Source organism: Kribbella sp. CWNU-51 (assembly GCF_054073265.1).
This window is the reverse complement of the sequence record NZ_JBSXMZ010000026.1, coordinates 110726-131626: the sequence shown is the minus strand read 5'-3', so window position 1 is coordinate 131626 and position 20901 is coordinate 110726. Positions and strand designations below refer to the sequence as shown.

Below are 20901 nucleotides of genomic sequence, written 5' to 3'. Positions count from 1 at the left end.
TCAAGCGAACGGGTCAGACCACGCCCGCGGCCCGCAACGCTGCGAGCTGCTCCGGCGTGACACCGATCTCGGCGAGCACCTCGTCGGTGTTCGCGCCATGCGGCCGGCCGGCCCACCGAATCGACCCCGGCGATTCGGACAGCCGGAACAGCACGTTCTGCATCTGCACGGGACCGCCGAGCTCGTCGTCGTCCACGGCCACGATCGTGCCGAGAGCGGCGTACTGCGGGTCGGTCATGATGCCGCGGATGTCGTGCACCGGGCCGACCGCGGCCTCGGCCTTCTCGAACTCGGCCATCACCTCGTCCAGCGGCCGCGCCGCGATCCACGACCCGACCGCCGCGTCCAATTCGTCGGCGTGCTGGGCACGCTCCCGCCCGGTCGCGAACCACGGCTGTGCGACCATATCGGCCCTGCCGACCAACGTGACCACCCGCTCGGCGATGCTCTGCGAGCTCGTGGACACCGCGACCCAGCGCCCGTCCGCGGTCTGGTAGACGTTGCGCGGCGCGTTGTTCGACGAGCGGTTCCCGAGCCGGGGCTGGACGTATCCGGTCTGCTGGTACGCCGTGATCCCGCCACCCAGCATCATCAGGATCGGCTCGATGATCGCCATATCGATCACCTGCCCGGCCCCGGACCGATCTCGCTCGCGCAGCGCGACCAGCACCGCGTACGCCGTCGCGAGCGCGGTGATCCCGTCCGCCAGCCCGAACGGCGGCAGCGTCGGCGGCCCGTCCGGCTCACCGGTGACCGCCGCGAACCCGCTCATGGCCTCCGCCAGTGACCCGAACCCGGGCCGGCCCGACCACGGTCCGACCTGACCGAACGCGGTCACCCGGGCGATCACCAGCCGCGGGTTCGCGTCGAGCAATACGTCGGGCCCGAGACCCCAGCGCTCCAAGGTCCCCGGCCGGAAGTTCTCGACGAGGACATCGTGCGAGCGAACCAGTTCGAGGAACACCTCGCGACCGCGGGACAGGTCGAGGGTCGCGAGCCGCTTGTTCCGGCCGAGGGTCTTGAACCACAGCCCGACGCCGTCCTTCGAGGCGCCGTGCGTCCGCGCGGCATCCGGCCGGGACGGATGCTCGATCTTCGTGACCTCGGCCCCGAAGTCACCCAGGAACGTCGCCGCCAGCGGTCCCGCGAACAGCGTCGCCGCCTCGAGCACCTTCACACCGTCGAGCGGAGCAGACCTCATCCCGCGCACCTGAAACCGATGGTCTCGGAGCGATCGAGACCGCCACCGGTCAGCACCAGCTTGAAGCTCACGTCCGGCTCCTGCGGCCCACCGTCGGCGTACCAATCGGAGCCCTCGGCAACATAGTGCGAACCGCCCTTGAGAAGGCAGAACCGGCTGCGCCCGTCGCGATGCTCGCTCTCGGTCAGGTTCCACACCAGCGGTTCCAAGCGGGCAAAGCCAACCAGCCGAGCCGCGACCTGCCACTCGTCCTCGGTCGGCAACCGCCCGCCGCGCCACACCGCGTACGCCCGCGCGTCCGGCAGATCGACGTACGTCACCGGGTGCTCCTCGGTCCCGGCGACGGGCGCACCATCCACCCAGTGCTGCAGGAACCGGTTGGCGATCCGCGGCCGGTACCCGGTCGCGGCCAGGAAGTCGGCGTACTGCGCGTTCGTCACCTCGCTGATCGCGACCGAGATCCCCGGCAGCGACACCTCACGCTTGACCGTCCGGACGTCGTGCAGCCGGGGCGGCAGCGGCTTCCACTCCTCCACGTACGGCGCCTGGTCGTACAACCCGGTCTCGCGCCGCCGGTGCCGGACGGTCAGCTCCCGCTCCCCCGCCGGTACGACGACCACCGGGCCGAGGGACGCGTCACCGGAGACGGCCGGGACCGCGACCCGCTCGGCCGGTGCCATCGGAAACGCCGAGTCCTTCACGTGCGGCCGCGGCATCGTGCCCAGCCGGCGCGCGGTCGCCCGGCAGGACGAGCCCGCGGTAGCGCCGACCCGGATGATCCCGGCGACGCCACGCCCCGGCACGACCAGGTGGACGCCGTCGTCGTCCGAGGTGATCGGCACCCCGGACGTCACGTCGTACCAGTCGCCGACCTGGTCCTCCGAGCGCAGCACGATGCCCTCGAAGTCCTCCTCGTCGCGGTTGATCAGCGTCCAGAAGGTGATGTCGGCCAGGTCGAACCGCGAACCGTAGACACCGTGCTCCCGGGCCTTGTCCGGGATCTCCGGGGTCAGCTGGATCCAGTCGCCGTTGATCAGCACCGGCGCGAACGCGCGCTGCGCGGCGACCATCCGGCGCAGGGTCGCGCGGTCGCGGGCGTTCCAGCCGACCCAGGCGGAGAACACCGACTCCCAGACCAGCATGCCGACGCCGTTGACCCAGGCGGACTGCAGCTCGTCGCTGTGGTCCCGGTTCCACCGGCGGGTGTGGTGCATCATGTGCCGGCGCTCGAACAGATGCGCGCGCAGGACCCCCGGCGTGTGCGTGTCGGCGAACCACTGCGCCCAGGACAGCGCATGATCCCCGATCCTTGCCATCGGCAACCGTGACTCGCCCTCGAGGGCGATCGCCGGATTCGCCGCACGCAGCGCACGGGTGAAGGCCGGGTCGCCCTCCTTCAAGGTGTCCAGGAAGACGCCATCGACGGCGTAGTCGGTCACCAGCGCGGCGAACTCCTCGGCGTCCGGCCGGGCCGCTCGCCGGGTGCCGACGTCCCACGGGTTGTAGTCGAAGAAGACCTTCAAACCGAGCCGGTGCAGATCGTCGATCAGCTCCCGCAGCCCCGGCACGTCCCGGTAGAAGTCGAACTGGTTGCGCGAGTCGATCCCGATCACCGGATACGCGTGCCACAGCACGACCGCGTCGTACCCACCGAAGTCGTCGACGCCGTGCTGGACGAACTTGTCCGGCGTGAACGTCCCGGTCTCCACGTCGTACAGCTGGTCGTCCCAGAGCCAGACGAGCGCCACCGAGTACGCCGTCTGGGTCCACTCCCGACCGGGGACCTCGTAGTGCGAGCCGTCGTACGGCGTGCGCTCGTAGGCGCTGGCGAGCCACTCGGCGAGCCTGGCCCGCCATCGCGGCAGGTCGGCCGGGTCGTCCGGCGCGCCGAGGATCTTGGCGTCGTCGAGAAAGGACGGGTCGACCCGGAGGCCCAGATCCACTATGGCGGGTAGATCGATCGGCCGCGGCTCGAGCGGGTTCACAGGTACACCTCCGCATAACGCGCGTCGATTGCATCCCCGTGAGGCACCGAGGGAATCGCCCCCGCCGCCTGAACACTCAATGAAGCAGCAACGGTAGCGCGTCGGACCGCATTCGTCAGGTCGCTGGTCGTGATCGCACCGGTAGCTGACACGGAAGCCAATGTTGCCGCGAGCACCCCACAGAACGTGTCGCCCGCGGCCGTGGTGTCGACCACGTCGACCGGTACGCCGGGCACCTCGATCTCGTCGTCACCGCGGGTCAGGATCACCGCGCCGGCCGCACCCAGCGTGACGACCGCGGCCGGCACCTTCTTCAGGAGCGCGGAGCGGTCCGCGCCGGCGATCGCCTCGGCCTCGGTCTCGTTCACCACCAGCAGGTCGACGCCGGCCAGCAACTCGTCCGGCAACTCGGCGGCCGGGGCTGCGTTGAGGATGAAGTACGAGCTCGCCGCGGCCGCCGCCTGGACGGTTGCGAACGGGATCTCCAACTGGGCAAGAACGATCTTCGCCGCACCGACGACCGCTGTCGCGGCCGCGGACAAGGACAGTTCGCCGTTCGCACCGGGGGCGACGACGATCGAGTTCTCGCCGCTGTCGTCGACCGTGATGATCGCCGTACCGGTCGGGGTCGCCGTGGCCGAGACCAGGGAGAGGTCGACGCCGGAGCTGCCGAGGGCGTCCCGGAGCAGGGCACCGCCGTCGTCGTCGCCAAGAGCGGCGACCATCGCCGTGCGTGCACCGGCCCGCGCGGACGCGACCGCCTGGTTGGCGCCCTTGCCGCCCGGCCCTCGGGTCATGACTCCCGCGAGCACCGTTTCGCCGGGGCGCGGGATCCGCCGGACCGGGAGCACCAGGTCCACGTTCGCGCTACCCACAACGACAACCTCAGGCTCCACCCCGGGCCACCTCCACAGTCCGTCGTGCCAGCTCGGTGATCGCGATCTGGTCCATTCCCGGAAGGCTCGTGGCGATCCGGTTCGCAAGTGGTGTGGACCACTCTGCCGGAACTCCGCGCACCGCGCCAAACACCGCACCAACGGTCGCGCCGACCGAGTCGGTGTCCCACCCACCCATCACCGAACGCCCGACCGCGGAGGCGAAGTCCGGGGCAGTCAGCGCGTAGGCGGTGAGCGCGGTGTTGTTGACCGCGTGCACCCAGTGCAGGTCGCCGTACTCCACGTGCAGGGCGTCGAGCGCGTCGTCCAACTGGACGTCCTCGAGTGCCAGCCCGAACCGGACGGCCCGTGCGATCGCCCCGTCGGGGCTCACCACATCGAGACCGGCGGCGGCGACTTCGCGTGGCGAGTCCAGCACCAGCGCGGCGGCCGACATCGCGGCGACCCAGAGCGCGCCGTCGACACCGGCACCGGTGTGGCTCAGCCGGGCGTCGACCAGTGCGAGCCGAGCCGCGGCCGAGCGGTCTCCAGGATGCGCCCAGCCGTAGGCGTCGGTCCGGATCTGCGCGCCGATCCACTCGCGGAACGGATTGCCGACCAGCGCGGCCCGCGCGGGTTCGACGCCGTCGAGAAGGTTGCGGTAGGCAACACGTTCGGCGGTGAACACGCGTCCGGCCGGAAGGTCGTTCAGCCACGCCTGCGCCACGTCCTCGGTGGTCAGCTCCGACCCGTGCCGCTCCAGCAGCTGCAACGCCAGGATCGCGAAGTTGAGGTCGTCGTCCTCGGGCATCCCGTCGATGACCTCGCGCAGGCTGGTCGGCTTCGACCGCCGGTTCCACGGCCAGCGTCGCTGCACCTCGTCCGGTACGCCGATGGCGGTGATGTACTGCGTCAGCGGCCACTGGCCCGACGTCTCCAGGATCTCCCGGATGCCTTCGCGCGGGATCTTCTCCACCACCTTGCCGAGCAGATTCCCGGCCGCGCGGCCGAGCCAGGCGTCGAGCGTCCGCTGCTCGAGGTCGACCGGCTGACCGAGCGACGGCAGGACGGGGATCTCCGGCTCGTGCCAGGCCGCCGTCCGCGCGTCCAGCTCGTCGAGCAGCTCCCTGGCCAGTGCCCGCAGCTCAGCTGGGGCCGGCTCGTCGGTGGCGCCCGACGCCGGGGCGTCCGTCGTGCCGCCCGCGGTCAGCCAACGTGCCTGGACGTCGGTGACGTCGACACCTTCGGACCGGGATTGGACCAGTTGGTGCGGCAGCAAGTCCTCCGGCTGCACCCAGGTCAGTCTCATCGGGCTTCTTCCTTCCCCTGTTGCGCCAGGCGAAACACACACCTGGTTAGTCGTCTCACCACAACCTGATACTGCCTGCCATGGCTACTCGCCGCAGCTTCCTCACCGCGACCGGCGCCGCCGCCGCGCTCGCGCTCACCGGCAACCTCCCTGATCTCGTTGCGACAGCAATACCGCATCGCACCGACAAGCGGCCGCTGTTCACGCTCGGCGTCGCCTCGGGCGATCCGCTCTCCGACGCCGTGGTGATCTGGACCCGCCTCGCGCCGGGTCCGCTCGAACCGTTCGGCGGGATGGACGACCGCGCGGTGGACGTCGAGTGGGAGGTCGCCGAGGACGAAGCGTTCCGCAGAGTGGTACGCCGAGGCACCGCCCGCGCCCGTCCGGAGTACGCCCACACGGTGCACGTCGACGTACGCGGACTGCGTCCTTGGCGGCACTACTTCTACCGCTTCCGCGCGGCCGGGCAGATCAGTCCGGTCGGCCGGACGCGGACCGCGCCGGCACCGGCGGACCAGCCCGCGGTGACGATGGCGGTCGCGTCCTGCCAGGCCTTCTACGATGGCTTCTACACCGCGTATCAGGACGTCGTACGCAGAGACCACGACGTCGTCCTGTTCCTCGGCGACTACATCTATGAGGTCGGCATCGGTCCGACCGCCGGCGTCCGCAACCAGACCGTCCCGGTCGACTTCGCCGGCGAGATCTTCACGCTGGACGAGTACCGGGCGCGCTATGCACTGCACAAGACCGACCCCGACTTGTCCCGGCAGCAGTTCTCCAGCTACCTGCCCGTCGATCAGCTCGTCACCGCTCCACTCGAGATCACCGTCCCGCGCGGAACCACGCCCGCGACGCACACCGTCGACCTGAGCGTCGGCCGCGAGCACCTGAAGGTACCGGTCGCGATCAAGCCCGTCCCGCAGCGGGACGACGTGCTGCTCGGAGAGCAGGCGGTCGCGTCCTCCACCAACGGCGACATGCGGTTGTGCGGTGGCGTCGACGGCAACTCCGACTCCGCGCAGTGGGGTGCCAGCGGCTGGCACGACTCCACCAAGGGCGCCTTCCCGGATACGTACGGCGTCGACTTCCTCCAGCCGACGATGATCGGCCGAGTCGTCCTCCAGACCCTCGACTCGGCCCGCTACCCGGCGGCCGTGATGGGCATCCGCGACTTCGACATCCAGGTCCGCACGGGCGACACCTGGACGACGGTCGGCGAGGTCCGCGGCAACGTGCTCGGCAAGGTCACCGTGACCTTCGGGCCCCGCGCGGTGGACGCGGTCCAACTCGTCAGCCGCGACTCCAACGACCATGGCTACTCGCGGATCGTGGAGCTCGAGGCGTACGGCAGCTGACATCAGACCAGGGCATCCAACGCGGCCACGCGCCAGGCCCACCGCTCGGCGTCGGCCGCGCGGATGTCCAGGGCCACCGAGGCCATCACGCGACCCGGCTCCACCAGATCGGTCTTGCTGGCCGCGGCGATGTCGGCCGCCCAGTCTGCGGGTACGCCGCTCAGTCCGCTGAGGGCACCCGTGATCGCGCCGGCCATCGACGCGATCGAGTCGGCGTCCCGGCCGTAGTTCGTGCCGCCCAGGACAGCCCGGCGTACGTCGCCTTCGGACACGAGCACGAAGCCGAGGGCCACCGGCAGTTCCTCGATCGCCTTCGTCCGGCTCGGCCGCCGCGCGTCCATCGACTGGTCGCGATAGTCCGGGCCGACCGTGTCGTAGGGCTCGATCGCCTGGCGGAGCAGGGGAATCGCCTGCTCCCACTCGGTGACGCCGTCGGCCGCCGCGGCAACCGCCTCGACGGCCCTCCGAGTGCCGTCCTTGGCCAGTGCCAGCGCCGCGCCGACCGCCGAGGCGGCCGTTGCGCCCGGCGCCATCGCGGCGGCGACGGCGGCCGCGAACACCCCGGCCGCCTCCCGCCCGTAGCTCGACTGATGCGCACCCGCGAGCTCGATCGCCTCGGCGTACGCACCCTCCGGGTCGCCAGCGTTGGCGATGCCGACCGGTGCCACGTACATCGCCGCACCACAGTTGACGATGTTGCCGACGCCGGCCTCGCGCGGATCGACGTGCCCGTAGTGCAACCGGGCGACCAGCCACTTCTCGGCCAGGAACACCCGCTGCAGCAGCAGCGCCTCGGTCTCCAGCTCGGGCACCCACCGGGGCCCGGTCAGCATCTTCGGGACCAGCGACTCGGCGATCGCGTACGCGTCCAGGTGGGTACGGCGTTCGTCGTACACCTCGACCAGGGCGTGCGTCATCAACGTGTCGTCGGTGATGTGCCCGTCGCCCTTGTGGTACGGCGCGATCGGGCGCGCGGTGCGCCAGTCGTCGTACCACGGGCCGACGATGCCGGTCACCCAGCCGCCGTGCCGCTCCCGGATCGCCGCCGGGGTCCAGCCCTCGACGGCCCCACCGATCGCGTCACCGACCGCGGAGCCGACGAGGGCACCTGTCGCCTTCTGTTCCAGCGCGGTACTGATTCCTTCCGGCGTCACTGGTTGACCTGACCCCATCCATCACTCAGCTTCTTGCCCAGGGTCGCCAGGTCGGTCTTGTTCGCCAGGAACTCCTGGAGCGCCGGCGTCGCGATCTGGTCCTTCCACTTCGGGTAGTTCTCGACGCTCTGGAACGGCGCCTTGGTCAGATCGTTGCCGCTGGCCAACGTCTGCTCCCAGCCGTTCTTGCCGCCGGTCGACTTCAGGATCGCGTCCCGGGCCGCCTGGGTGGCCGGGATCAGCCAGTCACCCTGGCCGACGGCGGCCAGGTTCTCGGCCTTCATGAAGTAGTCGATGAACTGCGCCGACTGCTTGATGTGCTTGCCCTCGGCCGGCGCCGACAGGGTCTGCGGGTTCGCGGCTTGCTTGGTGCCGGTGCCCTTCAGCGGCGGCAGCACCTCCCACTGGAAGCCCTTCGGCGCCTCCTCCAGGATCTGCTGCGCGGTGAAGTTGCCGCCGACAACCATCGCGTACTTGCCGGCGTAGAACCCGGGCAGGACGTCGGAGCTGCTCTGGGTCAGCGAGGTCGGGTCGATCGACTTGTCGTCGTACGCCATCGCGTGGATCCGCTTCGGCACCTCGAGCTCGGGGTCGCCGATCTTCGCCGTCGCGTCCTTGCCGGTGCCCTCGAAGAACTGCGCGTCGAAGTTCATGCCCAGGTTCAGCACTGTTGCGGTCGGGCTCTTCAGGCCCCAGCCCAGGCCGTGCTTGCCGCCGGCGGTCAGCTTCTTCGCGTCCGCGGCCAGGTCGTCCCAGCTGAGCGAGTCACCGGTAGCCGTGATCCCGGCCGTCTTGAGGGCAGCCGAGTTGGCGAACACGACGTACGACTGCAGGAGTGTCGGAGCGGCGTACACCTTGCCGTCGCTCGACACGGTGTCCCAGACGCCTTGGGAGACGGCATCCTTGGTCTCCTGGCTCAGGTACGGCGAGAGGTCCGCCAAGTAGCCCTGGTTGATGAAGCCGGTGATGTCGGCGGACTCGTCGTGGATGATGTCCGGCGCGGTCCCACCCTGGAACTGGGTGACCAGCTGGTCGTGCACCGAGTCCCAGCTGCCCTGGACGTACTCGACCTGGATGTTCGGGTTGGCGGCGTTCCAGTCCGCGACGATCTTCTTGGTCGCGGCGACTGTGGTCTTCTGGAAGGCGAGACTCTGGAACTTCAGCGTCACCTTCTCGGTCGAGGACCCCGAGTCACCGGAGCTGTTGTCACTGTTGCCCCCACACGCCGCGAGCGCCACCAGTGCGCCCGCCGCCATCAGCGCGGTCACTACCTTTTTCATTGACATCTCCTAACCCTTGACTGCGCCGCTCAGCAGACCCGACGTCAACCGGCGCTGGAGGAAGGCGAAGAACACGAGACTGGGTACCGTCGCCAGCACGGAGGCGGCGGCGAGCGGGCCGAACTGAACCTGGCCTTCGGCCCCGACGAAGCGGGCGAGCACCAGAGGCAAGGTCTTGAGCTGGGGGTCCTGGAGCAGGACCAGAGCGAAGAAGAACTCGTTCCACGCCGAGATGAACGTGAACATCGCGGTCGCGATCAGCCCCGGCCGCAGCAGCGGCATCACGATCGACACGATGGTGCGGACCCGGCTCGCGCCGTCCACCGACGCCGCCTCCTCCAGCTCCCGCGGTACGGCGGCGACGTACCCCTGCAGCATCCACAAGGCGAACGGCAGCGACCAGACCATGTAGACGATCACCACACCGGGGATCGTGTTGGTCAGGTGCAGCGGCCGCAGGATCATGAACAGCGGGATCACGATCAGGATCACCGGGAACACCTGGCTGACCAGGATCCAGCCGTTCGTGACCGGCCGCAGCCGGCTGCGGAAGCGGGCCAGTGCGTAGGACACCGGCAGCGCCACGATCAGCACCAGGATCGTGGTGAGGATCGAGATCTGCAGGCTGTTGCCGAGTCCCCGGACCAGGCCCTGTTCGCTCAGCGCGTCCGTGTAGTTGGAGAAGTCGGCGTTCTTCGGCAGCAGCGACGGCGTGATGCTGGCGAACTCCTGCGGCGACTTCAGCGAGCTGGAGATCAGCCAGAGCAGCGGGAAGCCGAGGAAGATCAGGTAGCAAACGACGGCGACGTACTGGAGGGCGCGGGCGGCCGGTCGGGTTCTCATGCCTCGCTCCTCAGCCGGTTCCGCAGGTAGAAGGCGAGGAACAAGATGATGATGACGACCATCACGTCACCCATCGCGGCGGCCATGCCGAAGTTCCCGTACCGGAACGCCTCGTTGTAGGCGAACAGCATCGGCAGCATCGTCTTGCCGCCCGGACCGCCCGCGGTGAGCACGTAGACCAGGCCGAACGAGTTGAAGTTCCAGATCAGGTCCAGGCTGGTGATCGCGACGATCACGGTCCGCAGCTGTGGCAGCGTGATGTTCCAGAACTGGCTCCAGGCGCTCGCGCCGTCGACCGCGGCAGCCTCGTACAGCGTGCGGTCGATGCCTTGCAGGCCGGCCAGCAGAGTCACCGTGGTCATCGGCATGCCGACCCAGATGCCGACCACGATCACCGCGGGCAACGCCGTACTGAAGTTGCCGAGGAAGTTGATCGGGTGGTCGGTGAGGTGCAGGTTCTGCAGCATCTCGTTGACCGGGCCGTTGGTCGGGTGCAGCAGCAGGCGCCACATGATCGCGACCACCACCGGCGGCATCGCCCATGGGATCAGGGCGATGGTCCGGGCGACGCCACGGAACTTGATGGTCGTGTTGAGCAGCAGGGCGAGGCCGAGCGCGGCGACGAACTGCAGGATCGTGACCGACAGGGTCCAGATGATGCCGATCCGGAACGAGTCCCAGAACAGGCCGTTGTGCAGCAGCTTGGAGAAGTTGTCGAAGCCGATGAAGTTGGTCTCGACGTTGAGCCCCGCGCGCGCGTCGGTGAAGCCGAGCGCGATGCCGCGGATCAGCGGGTAGACGCTGAGCAGCAGGACCGGCAGCAGCGCCGGCAGGAAGAGAAAGATCGCCTCCCGATTCTGCTTCGGCCTGGTGGTCTTCTTCACCGGCGTCGGCGCCGGCGCGGTCAGTGTGGCGGTCATGTGGACCTCCGGACACTCAATGACGGCTGTACGACGATCCGCCGCGGGGTCCGGGTGGAGTCCTCGATCCTTGCCAACAGCAACTCAGCCGCCCGGCGGCCACGTTCGGCCGACCCGAGGTTCACGCTTGTCAATGGCGGGAAGCATTGCTCGGCGAGTTCGCTGTCGTCCATCCCGATCACCGCCACGTCGTTCGGAACGTCTAGTCCGTAGGCGGCGAGCTCGTGCATGACTCCGACGGCGAGCAGGTCGTTGGCGCAGACCACCGCGTCGGGACCGCGCTTCTTGAACAGCTTCTTCCCCGCTTCGCGTCCGGCGGCGAAGGTGAAGTCGGCAGCCTCGATCTCACCGGCCGACGTCAGCTTGAACTCCTTCATCGCGTCGGCGAAGCCCTTCGCCCGGGCCGTGCCCGGCACCGTGTCCGCCGGGCCGTTGACGAAGGCGATCCGCGTGCGTCCCTTGGCCGTCAGGTGCTCGACTGCCAGCAGGATGCCCTTCGGAGAGTTGGCGCGGATCGTGTCGACGCCCGCCTTGGCGGGGACGTTACCGGCGACGACCACCGGCACCTCGCACTCGCGGATCGACTTGATCAGGTCCTCGTCGACGCGCAGCGGGCTGATCACCAGGCCGTCGGCGTACCCGCGGGCCATCCCGCGAACGAGCGCGACCTCGTCCACCACATCTGGCCCGGTCGTGGTCACCACCAGCCGATAGCCGGCCGCGGACACGACCTCTTCGACCGCACGCATCATCGTCACGTAGACCGGGTTACCGACGTCGGCGACCGCCAGCGTCAGCTGGAACGTGCGCCCGACCTTGAGCGATCGTGCTCGGGAGTCCGGCACGTACCCGAGCTCCTGCACCGCCCGCTGCACCCGCTCGACCATCTCCTCGGTCGCGGGCAGCCCGTTCAGCACGCGCGACACCGACGCCACCGAGACCCCGGCTGCCCGAGCCACCTCCGCGATCGTCGGACGACTCACGCCGGCCTCCTGTAATCGTTCTTGTAATCGTTTACAGGCCAGACATTAGGACGCCGGCGCCGCGCGGTCAACCTCAGGCCGGCAACGACCACCACACTCAACCGGACCGTGACCCGTCAACGGGTCACGGTCCGGGAGAACGGCGATCAGGCGCGGTACAGCAGCCAGGCGTCCGCCATCCGCTGAGCCTGGCCGGGAGTGAACTGGTTGTAGCAGGAGTCGTAGGAGTAGTCCATGTAGTTGTGGATCGGGTCGTCACCGGGTGCCTTGCAGGTGTCCTTGCCGGCCGGACAGCCGCTGGTCGGTGTCTTCTCCGCGGGGGTGTCGTCCACGAAGTCGCCGTGCGGGCCGCACTTGCCGAAGAAGGTGTGCTCGAGGTTCAGCCAGTGCCCGACCTCGTGGGTCACCGTCTTCCCCTCGTCGAACGTACCGGCGTACGTGGAGGTCGTGCCCGGAATGGTCTCCCAGTCGAAGACCACGCCGTCGAGATAGGCCCGCGCGGGATTGGTCACGATGTCCGGCAGATACGCCCAGCCGAGCAGATCCACGCCGGCTGTCGTCGAGTACAGATTCAGGTCGCCGGGTCCACCGGTGTGCAGCGCCCGCTTCATCTGGCGCTCGGGCTTGCCGCCGTCGGCGTAGAACCAGGTCGCATTGTCGGTCCGCGTCACTCCGGCCAACTGGAAGCTGAACGCGGTCTTGGCCCCACCCTCCGCGCCGGCGTAGGTGTTGTTCAGTACGGCCATCTGCGCACGGATCTGCGTCGGCGTGAGCGAGCCGATCGAACCGTCGGTGACCACGTGGAAGTAGACCGGCACACTGACCTTGAACCCGTGTTTCGCCTTGCCTTTCGCCGCGGCCGGTAGGTCCTGCGCGACCTGCCCGAGATCAGGTTCGCGCGGTCCACCGCGCGCCTGGATGACGCTGTCCTCCGACACGCACGGAGCGACCCGATCGGGACTCGGCGGTGCGGCCTGACTCTGCGCCCCGGTCAGTCCCGCACTCACCATCACCGCAACGCCGGCGATGCCGGCGATCTTGCTCCACCTCATGATTGCCCCCTGCCGAACCGGCCCCCAGGCAGTTCGACTCTAAGCACGCCGGCGGTGTCGCGGAAGGGCTACTCGTCGCCCTCGTCCGCGCCGGGGCGTTCGGCCCACGGGGTTTCCTTGGCGGGGCGGACGACGATGAGTTTGTCGCCAGCGGCCAGGACCGAGACGTTGGCGTCGTAGTAGCGGTGTACCTTGCCGTCGCGGACGACCGACACGACGCGGTCGGGGACGGCGGACGGCGGCTTGCCGACCTCGCGGCCGAGCACCGGGCGTTCGGCCACCTCGAGGCCCTCGCCGTACGTGAGCAGGTCCTCCATCACTTCACCCAGGTTCGGGCTGACCGAGGTCAGCCCGAGCAGCCGGCCGACCGCCTCGGAGGACGTGACGACCGCGTCCGCGCCGCTCTGCCGCAGCAGCGGGACGTTGTCCTCCTCGCGGACCGCGACCACGATGTGTGCCTTCGGATTCAGTTGCCGCACCGCCAGCGTGACGAGCACCGCCGAGTCGTCGCGGTCGGTCGTCACGATCACCTCGCGAGCCGTCATCACCTCGGCCCGGCGCAGCACGGTCCGGTTCGTCGCGTCGCCGTGGAAGGCGGCCATCTGGTCGTTGCCCGCGTCCCCGATCGCCTGGGCCCGCGGGTCGATCACCACGATGCTGTCGCGCTTGACCCCGTTGCTGATCAGCGTCTGGACGGCGGAGCGGCCCTTGGTGCCGTAGCCCACCACGACGGTGTGGTCCTTCATGCGCTTCCTCCATCGTGTGTCCCGCATGATCCGGCGACCCTCGTTGGCCAGGACTTCCAGTGTCGTGCCGACCAGTACCACCAGGAACGCGATCCGCAGCGGGGTGACGATGAAGGCGTTCACCAGCCGGGCGGCCGGCGTCACCGGAGTGATGTCGCCGTACCCGGTCGTGGTGAGTGTGACAGTGGCGTAGTAGATGCTGTCGATCAGACCGACGCGACCGTCGTAGCTGTCCCTGTAGCCGCTACGGTCGACCACCACGATGAGCACCATCACGGTCAGCAGCCCCAGCGCGATCAGAATGCGGCTGAAGAGCTGATAGAGCGGCGAGCGCGTGCTCGCGGGCAGGCTGACCAGCAGACCGTGTGGGTTGCGACCGGTGGGAAGGGGTGGCACGTGTCTGACGATATTGCACTGGTGGCCGATCCACCGCATGCGACAGGCTCTGGTCCGACAGCGCGACGGTGACCATCAGGCTGTCTCCGTCCCGAACCACCCGCGACCGCATCCGCAGCCGCTCGAGGGTGCGCAGCATCGCATGGTTCTCCGGCTGCACCATGCACACGACCCGGTCGGCGCCGAGCACCCGCGCGTCACTGACCACCTGGCGCAGCAACCGCAGTCCCAGGCCCTGACCCTGCCAGCCGTCCTCGACGAGCACGGCGACCTCCATCGTCGTACTCCCGAGCTCCTCCCACGGCGCGGCCGTCGCCATCCCGATCACGGCGTCACCGACGGCCGCGACGACCGACACCCCGCCGGCCGGCGCGGACAGGTGCCGCGCGGTGCGGGTGGTCAGCTTCGGCATCGGTACGTGGTACCGCCGGGTGCGGCTCTCGTACGAGCACCGCTCGTGCATCGCGACCACGGCCTCGGCGTCCTCGACGGTCGCCTTGCGCAACTCGGGTACGGCGCTGCCGGGGCGCGGGCCCTCGACCACGGACCCGTCGAACCGCTCGGTGAGCCGGCCGGCGATCTCGACCAGCGCGTCGGCCCGGGCCCACTCGGCGGGTGTGTACTCCTCGAACCCCTGCAGGTTGCCGAGCTCGTCGTCGACGGACATCGGGTCGTCGATCAGCCGCAGTACGGCGCGCAGGTAGCGGGTGGGGGCATCACTCAGTACGTCGGCCTGGCACGGGCGGACCGTCGTACGCAGGCAACCGGCCTCAGCGGCGAGCGCGGCCAGGTCGTCTGCGGTCCAGCCGACCCCGGTGTTGACCACCAGTTCGTCGACGGCGCCGGTCTCGGCGGTGAACACCTCGAGGCTGAGGATGTTGATGTCGTCCGCACCACACCGTGCAGCGAGTTCGGCCAGCGCACCGGGCCGGTCGGCGAGTTCGGTCCTGATCTTCCAGAGCATGCGGACGCCCTCCCTCGTGGAAACGTGCTTCCCACTGTGCGGGCCGCCTGTTGCCCGGCCGGGTCCGGCATGTTACGCGCGCGTCAACGTTTGCGCCGGACCTTCGGCAGGTGGGGAGTGATCTTCGGCTTGCGCGCGGCGAGGTCGCCGGCGGCCACCCGCTTGTCCAGGTCGGCGTGCCGTAGGAGTTCCGGGTAGGCGCTCTGCGGCACCGGCGGGTACGTCGTCACGATCGCGTCGCCGGAGAAGACGAAGAAGATCGACTCCCCGTCCTTGATCACCTTCAGCAAGGACCCGTCGCGCACGGTGAGGGCGTGCTCGCTCGCCTTCCGCCGGGCCGCCCGCTTCGCCCAGGCGGCCTGGACCGCCTGCTGGGCCGGTTCGCGCCCGTGCTTGACCGCCTCGATCACCAGCGGCCCGTACCGCACGCTGTATTTGATCAAGTTCTTGGCCAGCTTGCCGTTGGCCTTTCCAGCACCTGCCATACGCCGAGAGTACTGAGCGCACCGGTCAGGCGCGCGCTGCTTGCGCGGCTAGAACATATGTTCGGAGACACGCTGCGGGACCGCGCCGAGCTGAATCCGCCGGTAGGCAAGCAGCAGCAGGAACCCTGCAACCATGGCAACTGTTCCCAGCGCTCCGGCTTCCACTCCATAAGGCAAGCCGGTCCAGCGCGCTCCCGCTGCGCCAGTCGGAGCGAGCACGAGAACGGCACCGTAGTGTGATCCGTTGCCAACGACGCCGAACACAAATGCCTGAATGTAGTCCCACGCAAAGTGCAGGCCGATAGGGAGCGCCAGTTCACCGGTCATTAGATAGGCGGTGCCGAACAAGACGCCAAAGATCACTGTGTTGGTCGAACTGAGCCACGTCGCTCCCGGGTTCGTGACGTGAGCCGCCCCGAAGTAGAGCGCTGGTATCGAGACTGAGGCGGCAAGTGCCCATCGTGAGGTGCCGAGTCCCTCGGTGAAGTTCTTGATCGGGTATCCGCGGTACGACGCCTCCTCGCCGAACGCGACGGCTGCCACTGCGACCAGGCCCAGCAGGATCGTCGCCGCAAAGGGCTGCCCAGGAGCGGGCACGAGGGTGTCCGTGATCTTCACCCAGCCCATCGCCAGCTCCAGACCTACCGTGCCGAGCATCAGCAGCGCACCAAGTCCGAGTCCTAGTCCGAGTTGGGCCCACCACCGACGGCTGACGTGGAGGCCGAAGTCGGCGACTCGGCGGCGGTCGAGGATGCGACTCGCCAACAGCAAGACAGCGGCAACCAGGAGCGCAAAGGCGAGCGCGCGAACAACGCCGTCGTACAGATCGGGCAGACGCCCTTCCAGGGCGACCCGAAGGCGGTCCTCCACGACAGCCACGAGGAGCAGCAGAACCAGAAAACCAAAGAGGCGCCAGCCTGCTCGGAGGCGGCCTTCTCGTCCATTCCAGACAACGTTCCCTTCCGAGTTGCTACGACGCCGAACGCTCATCCTGTCCACCTTCTCCTGTAGGGAATCCCGGCTTTGGTCCGAAGGTAGGTATGCGAACCGGCGGCGGCGTCCTCCTGGGCGGTCCTGTAGGTCCGACCTGGGGTGGGGGTGCGCCGGGCCCCGACAGTCGCAGGCGGCCAGGTCAATGCGACCCAGGGTGGAGGCCCATCGTCTGGCAGAAGGATCCGGGCAGGGTTGTTGGCTCCTATCGTGGATGTGTGAGGAGTCTCCGAAGCCTGAACGTGGGCGTCTTCGACGTTCTGGTGCTGGGCGTCGCGGTCGCCGCCGAACTGGAGATCGTGCTGCGGGACCTGCCGGGACCGAAGTGGCTGCTGCTCTCGGCGGTCTGGCTGTACACCTTGCCGTTGCTGGCCCGGCGGCGTTGGCCTCTGGCTGCTCCGCTGTTCGTCATCAGTGTGCAGGTGTTGATTTCGTTCCTGGACGTGCCGGACTCGGAGCGCGAGAACTGGGGCGTGGTCGCCTATGTCCTCGCGTTCTGGGTCCTGGGCTCCTACAACCCCCTCCGTGAGGCGATCCTCGGCCTGCTGGTGGGCCTGGCCGGCATTGCCATCGTGGCCCTCGAGGACGTACGGGTCCCGGCCAGCGATGCGTTCAGCGTGGCCGTCTATGCATCCTTGACCTGGCTTGCCGGAGTAGCGCTGCGCCAACGCAGTCTCCGGATCACCCAAGCCGAGCGCCGGTCCGCGGCGCTGGAGCAGAGTCACCGGGAAGCGCAGGCGGCCGTCGCCGAGGAACGGGCACGCATCGCCCATGAGCTGCACGACGTCCTCGCCCACAGTGTCAGCGTGATGACTGTGCAAGCGGGCGCAGCACGAATGATGCTGAGCACCGACCCCGACCGGGCCCTGCAACCATTGCTCGCCGTCGAGGAGACGGGCCGACAGGCGCTTGACGAGCTGCGTCGCCTGCTGTGCATCCTGCGCCCCGACCAGGCCGACACCGGGGTGGTGCCGCAGCCCGGACTCGAGAACCTTCCTGACCTGGTGGAGTCGGTCCGGGGAACCGGGTTGCCCGTCGAGCTGGTCATTGATGGCGAGGTCCGTCCTGTGCCACCTGGCCTTGGGCTGACTGCGTACCGGATCGTGCAGGAGGCACTGACCAACACGCTCAAGCACGCCTCCGCGCATGAGGTCCGAGTCCTGGTTCACTACGGCCCCCAACAACTGCATGTCGAGGTCGACGACGACGGTCGTGGCAGCTCCCCCGCTACCCCGCGACCGGGCGAGCACCACGGGCACGGCATCCCCGGGATGCTCGAGCGAGCCGCCCTGTACGGCGGGGACCTGCAAGTCGGCCCCGACGACTCCGGCGGCTACACGGTCCGCGTCAACCTACCGATCGGGCGTCCGGCGACATGACCGGCGACGTCATCCGGGTGCTCGTCGTTGACGACCAAGCGCTCGTGCGCGGCGGCTTCCGCATGATCCTGGAGTCCCAACCCGACATCGAGGTGGTCGACGAGGCCGCCGACGGGTCCGCAGCCCTTGCCCTGTGTCGAACCCTTCGCCCCGACGTCGTCCTCATGGATGTCCGGATGCCCGGCATGGATGGGCTGGAGGCGACACGCCGACTGCTCGCCACCGGTGAGGGACCACGGGTGCTGATGCTCACCACCTTCGACCTCGATGAGTACGTCTACGACGCGCTTTGTGCCGGTGCCAGCGGCTTCCTGCTCAAGGATGTCCGGCCCGAGCAGCTGGCCGAGGCCGTGCGTGTCGTGGCTGCCGGAGAGACTCTGCTCGCCCCGGCGGTCACCCGGCGGCTGGTCCAGCAGTACGTCCGGCGGCCACGACCCGGCACGGCACGACCCAGCGCACTCGACTCGCTCACCGAACGCGAACTCGCCGTCCTCACCCTGATGGCGCGAGGACGCTCCAATGCCGAGATCGCCGCGAAGTTGTTCCTCAGCGAGACCACGGTCAAGTCCCACGTCACCCATGTATTCGGCAAGCTCCGGCTGCGCGACCGCGCCCAAGCCGTCGTGGTCGCCTACGAGTCGGGCCTCGTCGAGCCCGGCGAGGCCACCGATCAATGACAACCACGCATCGCGCTGCGCTGGCCGTTCAAGCCACCACTCCGCACTCCTCAGGAGCGTTGACCAGCGGCGCGGGAAGAGCTATCCGATGCGCATGCCGGAGGTGGCTCGGGCTACCTGTCCGGCGGTGGCGCGGCCAGGTAGCGCGCGAAGGCGCCATCACCTCTGGGCCGGGATTGACATCCCTCGGCGCGGGACGGCGTACCGCCTGAGCCGTTCCATCTCGTACCACCCGGTTCGTCGTTCTTTTGGAGGACGTACGGCGCGGCCCTCATTCGGTGATCGGATGCGATAGTTCGGTCGGAACCACGACGCCGGCAATGCCGACTGCGGTGCACCATCGACGTAGCGCCCGGCCTCATGAGCCGGGCTGGGGACGGACTCGTAAGGGTGGGCAACAGGACAACGGCCGTGTCCTGAGTGCACAGAGCCGACAGCGATGCGCCAACGGCGTCGCGTCCGCACGGCGAGACGAACGTCCACGTCTCTGTCCCGACATGGTTCTCCGGCCAACTTCCGGTCGGGGGCTTCACTCATGACCGGACATCCGGTCGTGACTACCCGAAGGACACTGCCATGACCGACTACATCGGGACGTTGCAGCCCGGCCAATCACTGGCCGTCGGCGACGTTCTCCGTTCGCCGAACGGGCTGTACGGCCTGTTCATGCAGGGCGACGGCAACCTCGTTCTCTACAGCGGCGTACCCAGCGTCGCCTCTGCGGTCTGGGCGACCAACACCTGGTCGCTCCCCGCCACGTTGCGGCCGAACCGAGCCGACATGCAGACCGACGGACACTTCGTGCTCTACAACAGTGCGAACTTCCCGTCCTGGGGTTCGGCCACGTACGGCAATCCAGGCGCGCGCCTGGTCCTGCAGGACGACCGGAACCTCGTCATCTACACGACCACCGACCAGCCGATCTGGTCGACCGGAACCGGCATCCCGCCGGTCTCACCGCAGCCGACGACCCGGTACGAGGAGCAATACATCGGCTGGAACAAGTTCGTGCAGACGAACGCGATCCTGTACCGCAACGGGTTCCTCACGGTGGAATCGACCAACCGCAACCGCAATCCGTGGGGCGGTCTGCGCTGCCACACCCTGGTCGTGGTGCAGGACGCGGCGGGTCGCGCGATCTGGGTCAGCGACGACTTCGAGGACCCGACACGGTGCGGGCTGTTCGATCCGGCCTGCGCCTCGGACGGAGTGACGACGCACACTCAGCAGTTCCCCGAGCCGGTCGGCCGGCTGGCCACGTCGATGGACGTCCTCGTGGCCGACGCGGCGTCGTTCGTGGACCTGCGCAAGGCCTTGATCGAGGCCATCAAGGCGACCGCCGAGATCGCCCAGGAGATCAAGGACGTGTACGACCAACTGCAGGCGTAGCGATCGCGCCTGACACCGCGAGGGCTCACCCCCATCCCGGGTGGGTCCTCGCTCTTCGGCCGGGCGCCGGCGTACGCGGCCCGCGGGGTGCCCGACGGCTGCCTGCGGTGTCAGCATGGGAACGCCGGACCTCCAAGGCGAGACCCAGGCAAGGGAGGGCAGCACCGATGGCCGATGAGCGCGCCGCGCCCCCGGTTCGGGTGCTCCTGGCCGACGACGAGGCCCTGGTCCGGGACGGCCTGCAGATGCTGCTCGACAACGAGCCTGGGATCGAGGTAGTCGGAAGCGCCTCCGATGGCGCCGAGGCGATCGATCTAGCCGCCAGGCTCCAGCCCGACGTCGTACTCCTCGACGTCCGGATGCCCGTCCTGGACGGTGTCGAGGCCACCAGGGCGATGGTCGCCGACAGCTTCTCCCCCGGTAATCAGACGGTCAGGGTGCTGATACTGAGCAGCTACCACGATGACGACGCGGTGTACGGCGCGCTGCGATCCGGCGCCTCCGGATTCCTCCTCAAAAGTGCGGTGCGCCGAGATCTGGTATCGGCGCTGCGAACCGTGGCCGCCGGCGGCGCGTGGCTGGATCCCGTCGTCGCCCACCGGCTGATCGGCGAATTCGCGTCGCGGCCCAATCCGGCTCTGCCCACCCCGGAGGAGATGGCGTCGCTCACCGATCGCGAACGTGACGTACTCGTGCTGCTTGCCCACGGCCTGGGAACCACCGAGATCTCCGGCCATCTGGTGATCGGTGAAACGACGACCAAGACTCACATCGGACGCATCCTGATGAAGCTCGGCCTGCGCAGCCGGACGCAGGCAGTGGCAGCCGCCTACAAGACCGGTTTGGTCAAGCCGGGCGACTCACCGCCGGGCACATCCGTCGATCTGGGCGGGACCCGTCCGTAGCAGGGGTGTT

Annotated in this window: 19 protein-coding genes; 5 read left to right on the top strand and 14 right to left on the bottom strand. The window is 68.7% G+C overall.

Annotated features, from left to right (window positions below):
* Positions 1-13: 13 nt before the first annotated feature.
* Genes ACXC9Q_RS27845 through ACXC9Q_RS27830 form a run of 4 tightly spaced genes read right to left on the bottom strand, consistent with a single transcriptional unit; the run spans position 14 to position 5370 of the window.
* Positions 14-1201: a CaiB/BaiF CoA transferase family protein gene (locus ACXC9Q_RS27845; protein ID WP_457059580.1), complete on the bottom strand. Its 1188-nt coding sequence runs from the start codon at positions 1199-1201 to the stop codon at positions 14-16.
* On the bottom strand, positions 1198-3186 hold the full coding sequence (locus ACXC9Q_RS27840) for an SUMF1/EgtB/PvdO family nonheme iron enzyme (protein WP_457059579.1): 1989 nt from the start codon (positions 3184-3186) through the stop codon (positions 1198-1200). The genes ACXC9Q_RS27845 and ACXC9Q_RS27840 overlap by 4 nt, the downstream gene beginning before the upstream one ends.
* Positions 3183-4061 (bottom strand): ribokinase, encoded by an 879-nt coding sequence (locus ACXC9Q_RS27835; RefSeq protein WP_457059578.1) that lies wholly within the window; start codon positions 4059-4061, stop codon positions 3183-3185. Before ACXC9Q_RS27835 ends, ACXC9Q_RS27840 begins: the two co-directional genes overlap by 4 nt.
* A 10-nt stretch (positions 4062-4071) precedes the next feature.
* On the bottom strand, positions 4072-5370 hold the full coding sequence (locus ACXC9Q_RS27830) for an ADP-ribosylglycohydrolase family protein (RefSeq protein WP_457059577.1): 1299 nt from the start codon (positions 5368-5370) through the stop codon (positions 4072-4074).
* Positions 5371-5450: 80 nt separating this feature from the next.
* On the opposite strand from ACXC9Q_RS27830, the gene ACXC9Q_RS27825 reads away from it, so the two are divergent.
* Positions 5451-6728: a PhoD-like phosphatase N-terminal domain-containing protein gene (locus ACXC9Q_RS27825; RefSeq protein ID WP_457059576.1), complete on the top strand. Its 1278-nt coding sequence runs from the start codon at positions 5451-5453 to the stop codon at positions 6726-6728.
* Between the two features lie 2 nt (positions 6729-6730).
* On the opposite strand, the gene ACXC9Q_RS27820 is transcribed toward ACXC9Q_RS27825, so the two are convergent.
* The 10 genes from ACXC9Q_RS27820 to ACXC9Q_RS27775 all read right to left on the bottom strand — a co-directional run bounded on the left by ACXC9Q_RS27820 (position 6731) and on the right by ACXC9Q_RS27775 (position 16541).
* The gene (locus ACXC9Q_RS27820) at positions 6731-7882 is read right to left on the bottom strand and encodes an ADP-ribosylglycohydrolase family protein (RefSeq protein ID WP_457059575.1); all 1152 of its coding nucleotides are present in this window, start codon (positions 7880-7882) and stop codon (positions 6731-6733) included.
* Positions 7879-9162, bottom strand: a complete 1284-nt coding sequence (locus ACXC9Q_RS27815) for an ABC transporter substrate-binding protein (RefSeq protein ID WP_457059574.1) — start codon at positions 9160-9162, stop codon at positions 7879-7881. Before ACXC9Q_RS27815 ends, ACXC9Q_RS27820 begins: the two co-directional genes overlap by 4 nt.
* Before the next feature lie 9 nt (positions 9163-9171).
* On the bottom strand, positions 9172-10005 hold the full coding sequence (locus ACXC9Q_RS27810; RefSeq protein WP_405067727.1) for a carbohydrate ABC transporter permease: 834 nt from the start codon (positions 10003-10005) through the stop codon (positions 9172-9174).
* Positions 10002-10925 carry a carbohydrate ABC transporter permease gene (locus ACXC9Q_RS27805; RefSeq protein WP_457059573.1) on the bottom strand — a complete coding sequence of 308 codons (924 nt, stop codon included), beginning with the start codon at positions 10923-10925 and terminating at the stop codon, positions 10002-10004. Before ACXC9Q_RS27805 ends, ACXC9Q_RS27810 begins: the two co-directional genes overlap by 4 nt.
* On the bottom strand, positions 10922-11908 hold the full coding sequence (locus ACXC9Q_RS27800) for a LacI family DNA-binding transcriptional regulator (protein WP_457059572.1): 987 nt from the start codon (positions 11906-11908) through the stop codon (positions 10922-10924). The genes ACXC9Q_RS27805 and ACXC9Q_RS27800 overlap by 4 nt, the downstream gene beginning before the upstream one ends.
* 146 nt (positions 11909-12054) lie before the next feature.
* Complete coding sequence (locus ACXC9Q_RS27795; protein ID WP_457059571.1) at positions 12055-12960, bottom strand: zinc metalloprotease; 906 nt, start codon at positions 12958-12960, stop codon at positions 12055-12057.
* A gap of 68 nt (positions 12961-13028) precedes the next feature.
* Complete coding sequence (locus ACXC9Q_RS27790; RefSeq protein ID WP_457059570.1) at positions 13029-13979, bottom strand: potassium channel family protein; 951 nt, start codon at positions 13977-13979, stop codon at positions 13029-13031.
* On the bottom strand, positions 13951-15066 hold the full coding sequence (locus tag ACXC9Q_RS27785) for a GNAT family N-acetyltransferase (protein ID WP_457059569.1): 1116 nt from the start codon (positions 15064-15066) through the stop codon (positions 13951-13953). Before ACXC9Q_RS27785 ends, ACXC9Q_RS27790 begins: the two co-directional genes overlap by 29 nt.
* A gap of 83 nt (positions 15067-15149) precedes the next feature.
* Positions 15150-15551, bottom strand: a complete 402-nt coding sequence (locus tag ACXC9Q_RS27780; RefSeq protein ID WP_457059568.1) for a hypothetical protein — start codon at positions 15549-15551, stop codon at positions 15150-15152.
* 48 nt (positions 15552-15599) lie between these two features.
* Complete coding sequence (locus tag ACXC9Q_RS27775; protein ID WP_457059567.1) at positions 15600-16541, bottom strand: CPBP family intramembrane glutamic endopeptidase; 942 nt, start codon at positions 16539-16541, stop codon at positions 15600-15602.
* 218 nt (positions 16542-16759) lie between these two features.
* Between ACXC9Q_RS27775 and ACXC9Q_RS27770 the strand changes: the two genes are divergently transcribed.
* From ACXC9Q_RS27770 to ACXC9Q_RS27755, 4 genes are all read left to right on the top strand, one after another.
* Entirely contained in the window at positions 16760-17920 is a 1161-nt protein-coding gene (locus ACXC9Q_RS27770) for a sensor histidine kinase (RefSeq protein ID WP_457059566.1), read from the top strand.
* A complete protein-coding gene (locus ACXC9Q_RS27765; RefSeq protein WP_457059565.1) occupies positions 17917-18597 on the top strand; it encodes a response regulator in 681 nt (226 codons plus the stop codon). The genes ACXC9Q_RS27770 and ACXC9Q_RS27765 overlap by 4 nt, the downstream gene beginning before the upstream one ends.
* A 576-nt stretch (positions 18598-19173) precedes the next feature.
* The gene (locus tag ACXC9Q_RS27760; RefSeq protein ID WP_457059564.1) at positions 19174-19986 is read left to right on the top strand and encodes a hypothetical protein; all 813 of its coding nucleotides are present in this window, start codon (positions 19174-19176) and stop codon (positions 19984-19986) included.
* A 167-nt stretch (positions 19987-20153) separates the two neighbouring features.
* On the top strand, positions 20154-20891 hold the full coding sequence (locus ACXC9Q_RS27755; RefSeq protein WP_457059563.1) for a response regulator: 738 nt from the start codon (positions 20154-20156) through the stop codon (positions 20889-20891).
* Positions 20892-20901: the final 10 nt, after the last annotated feature.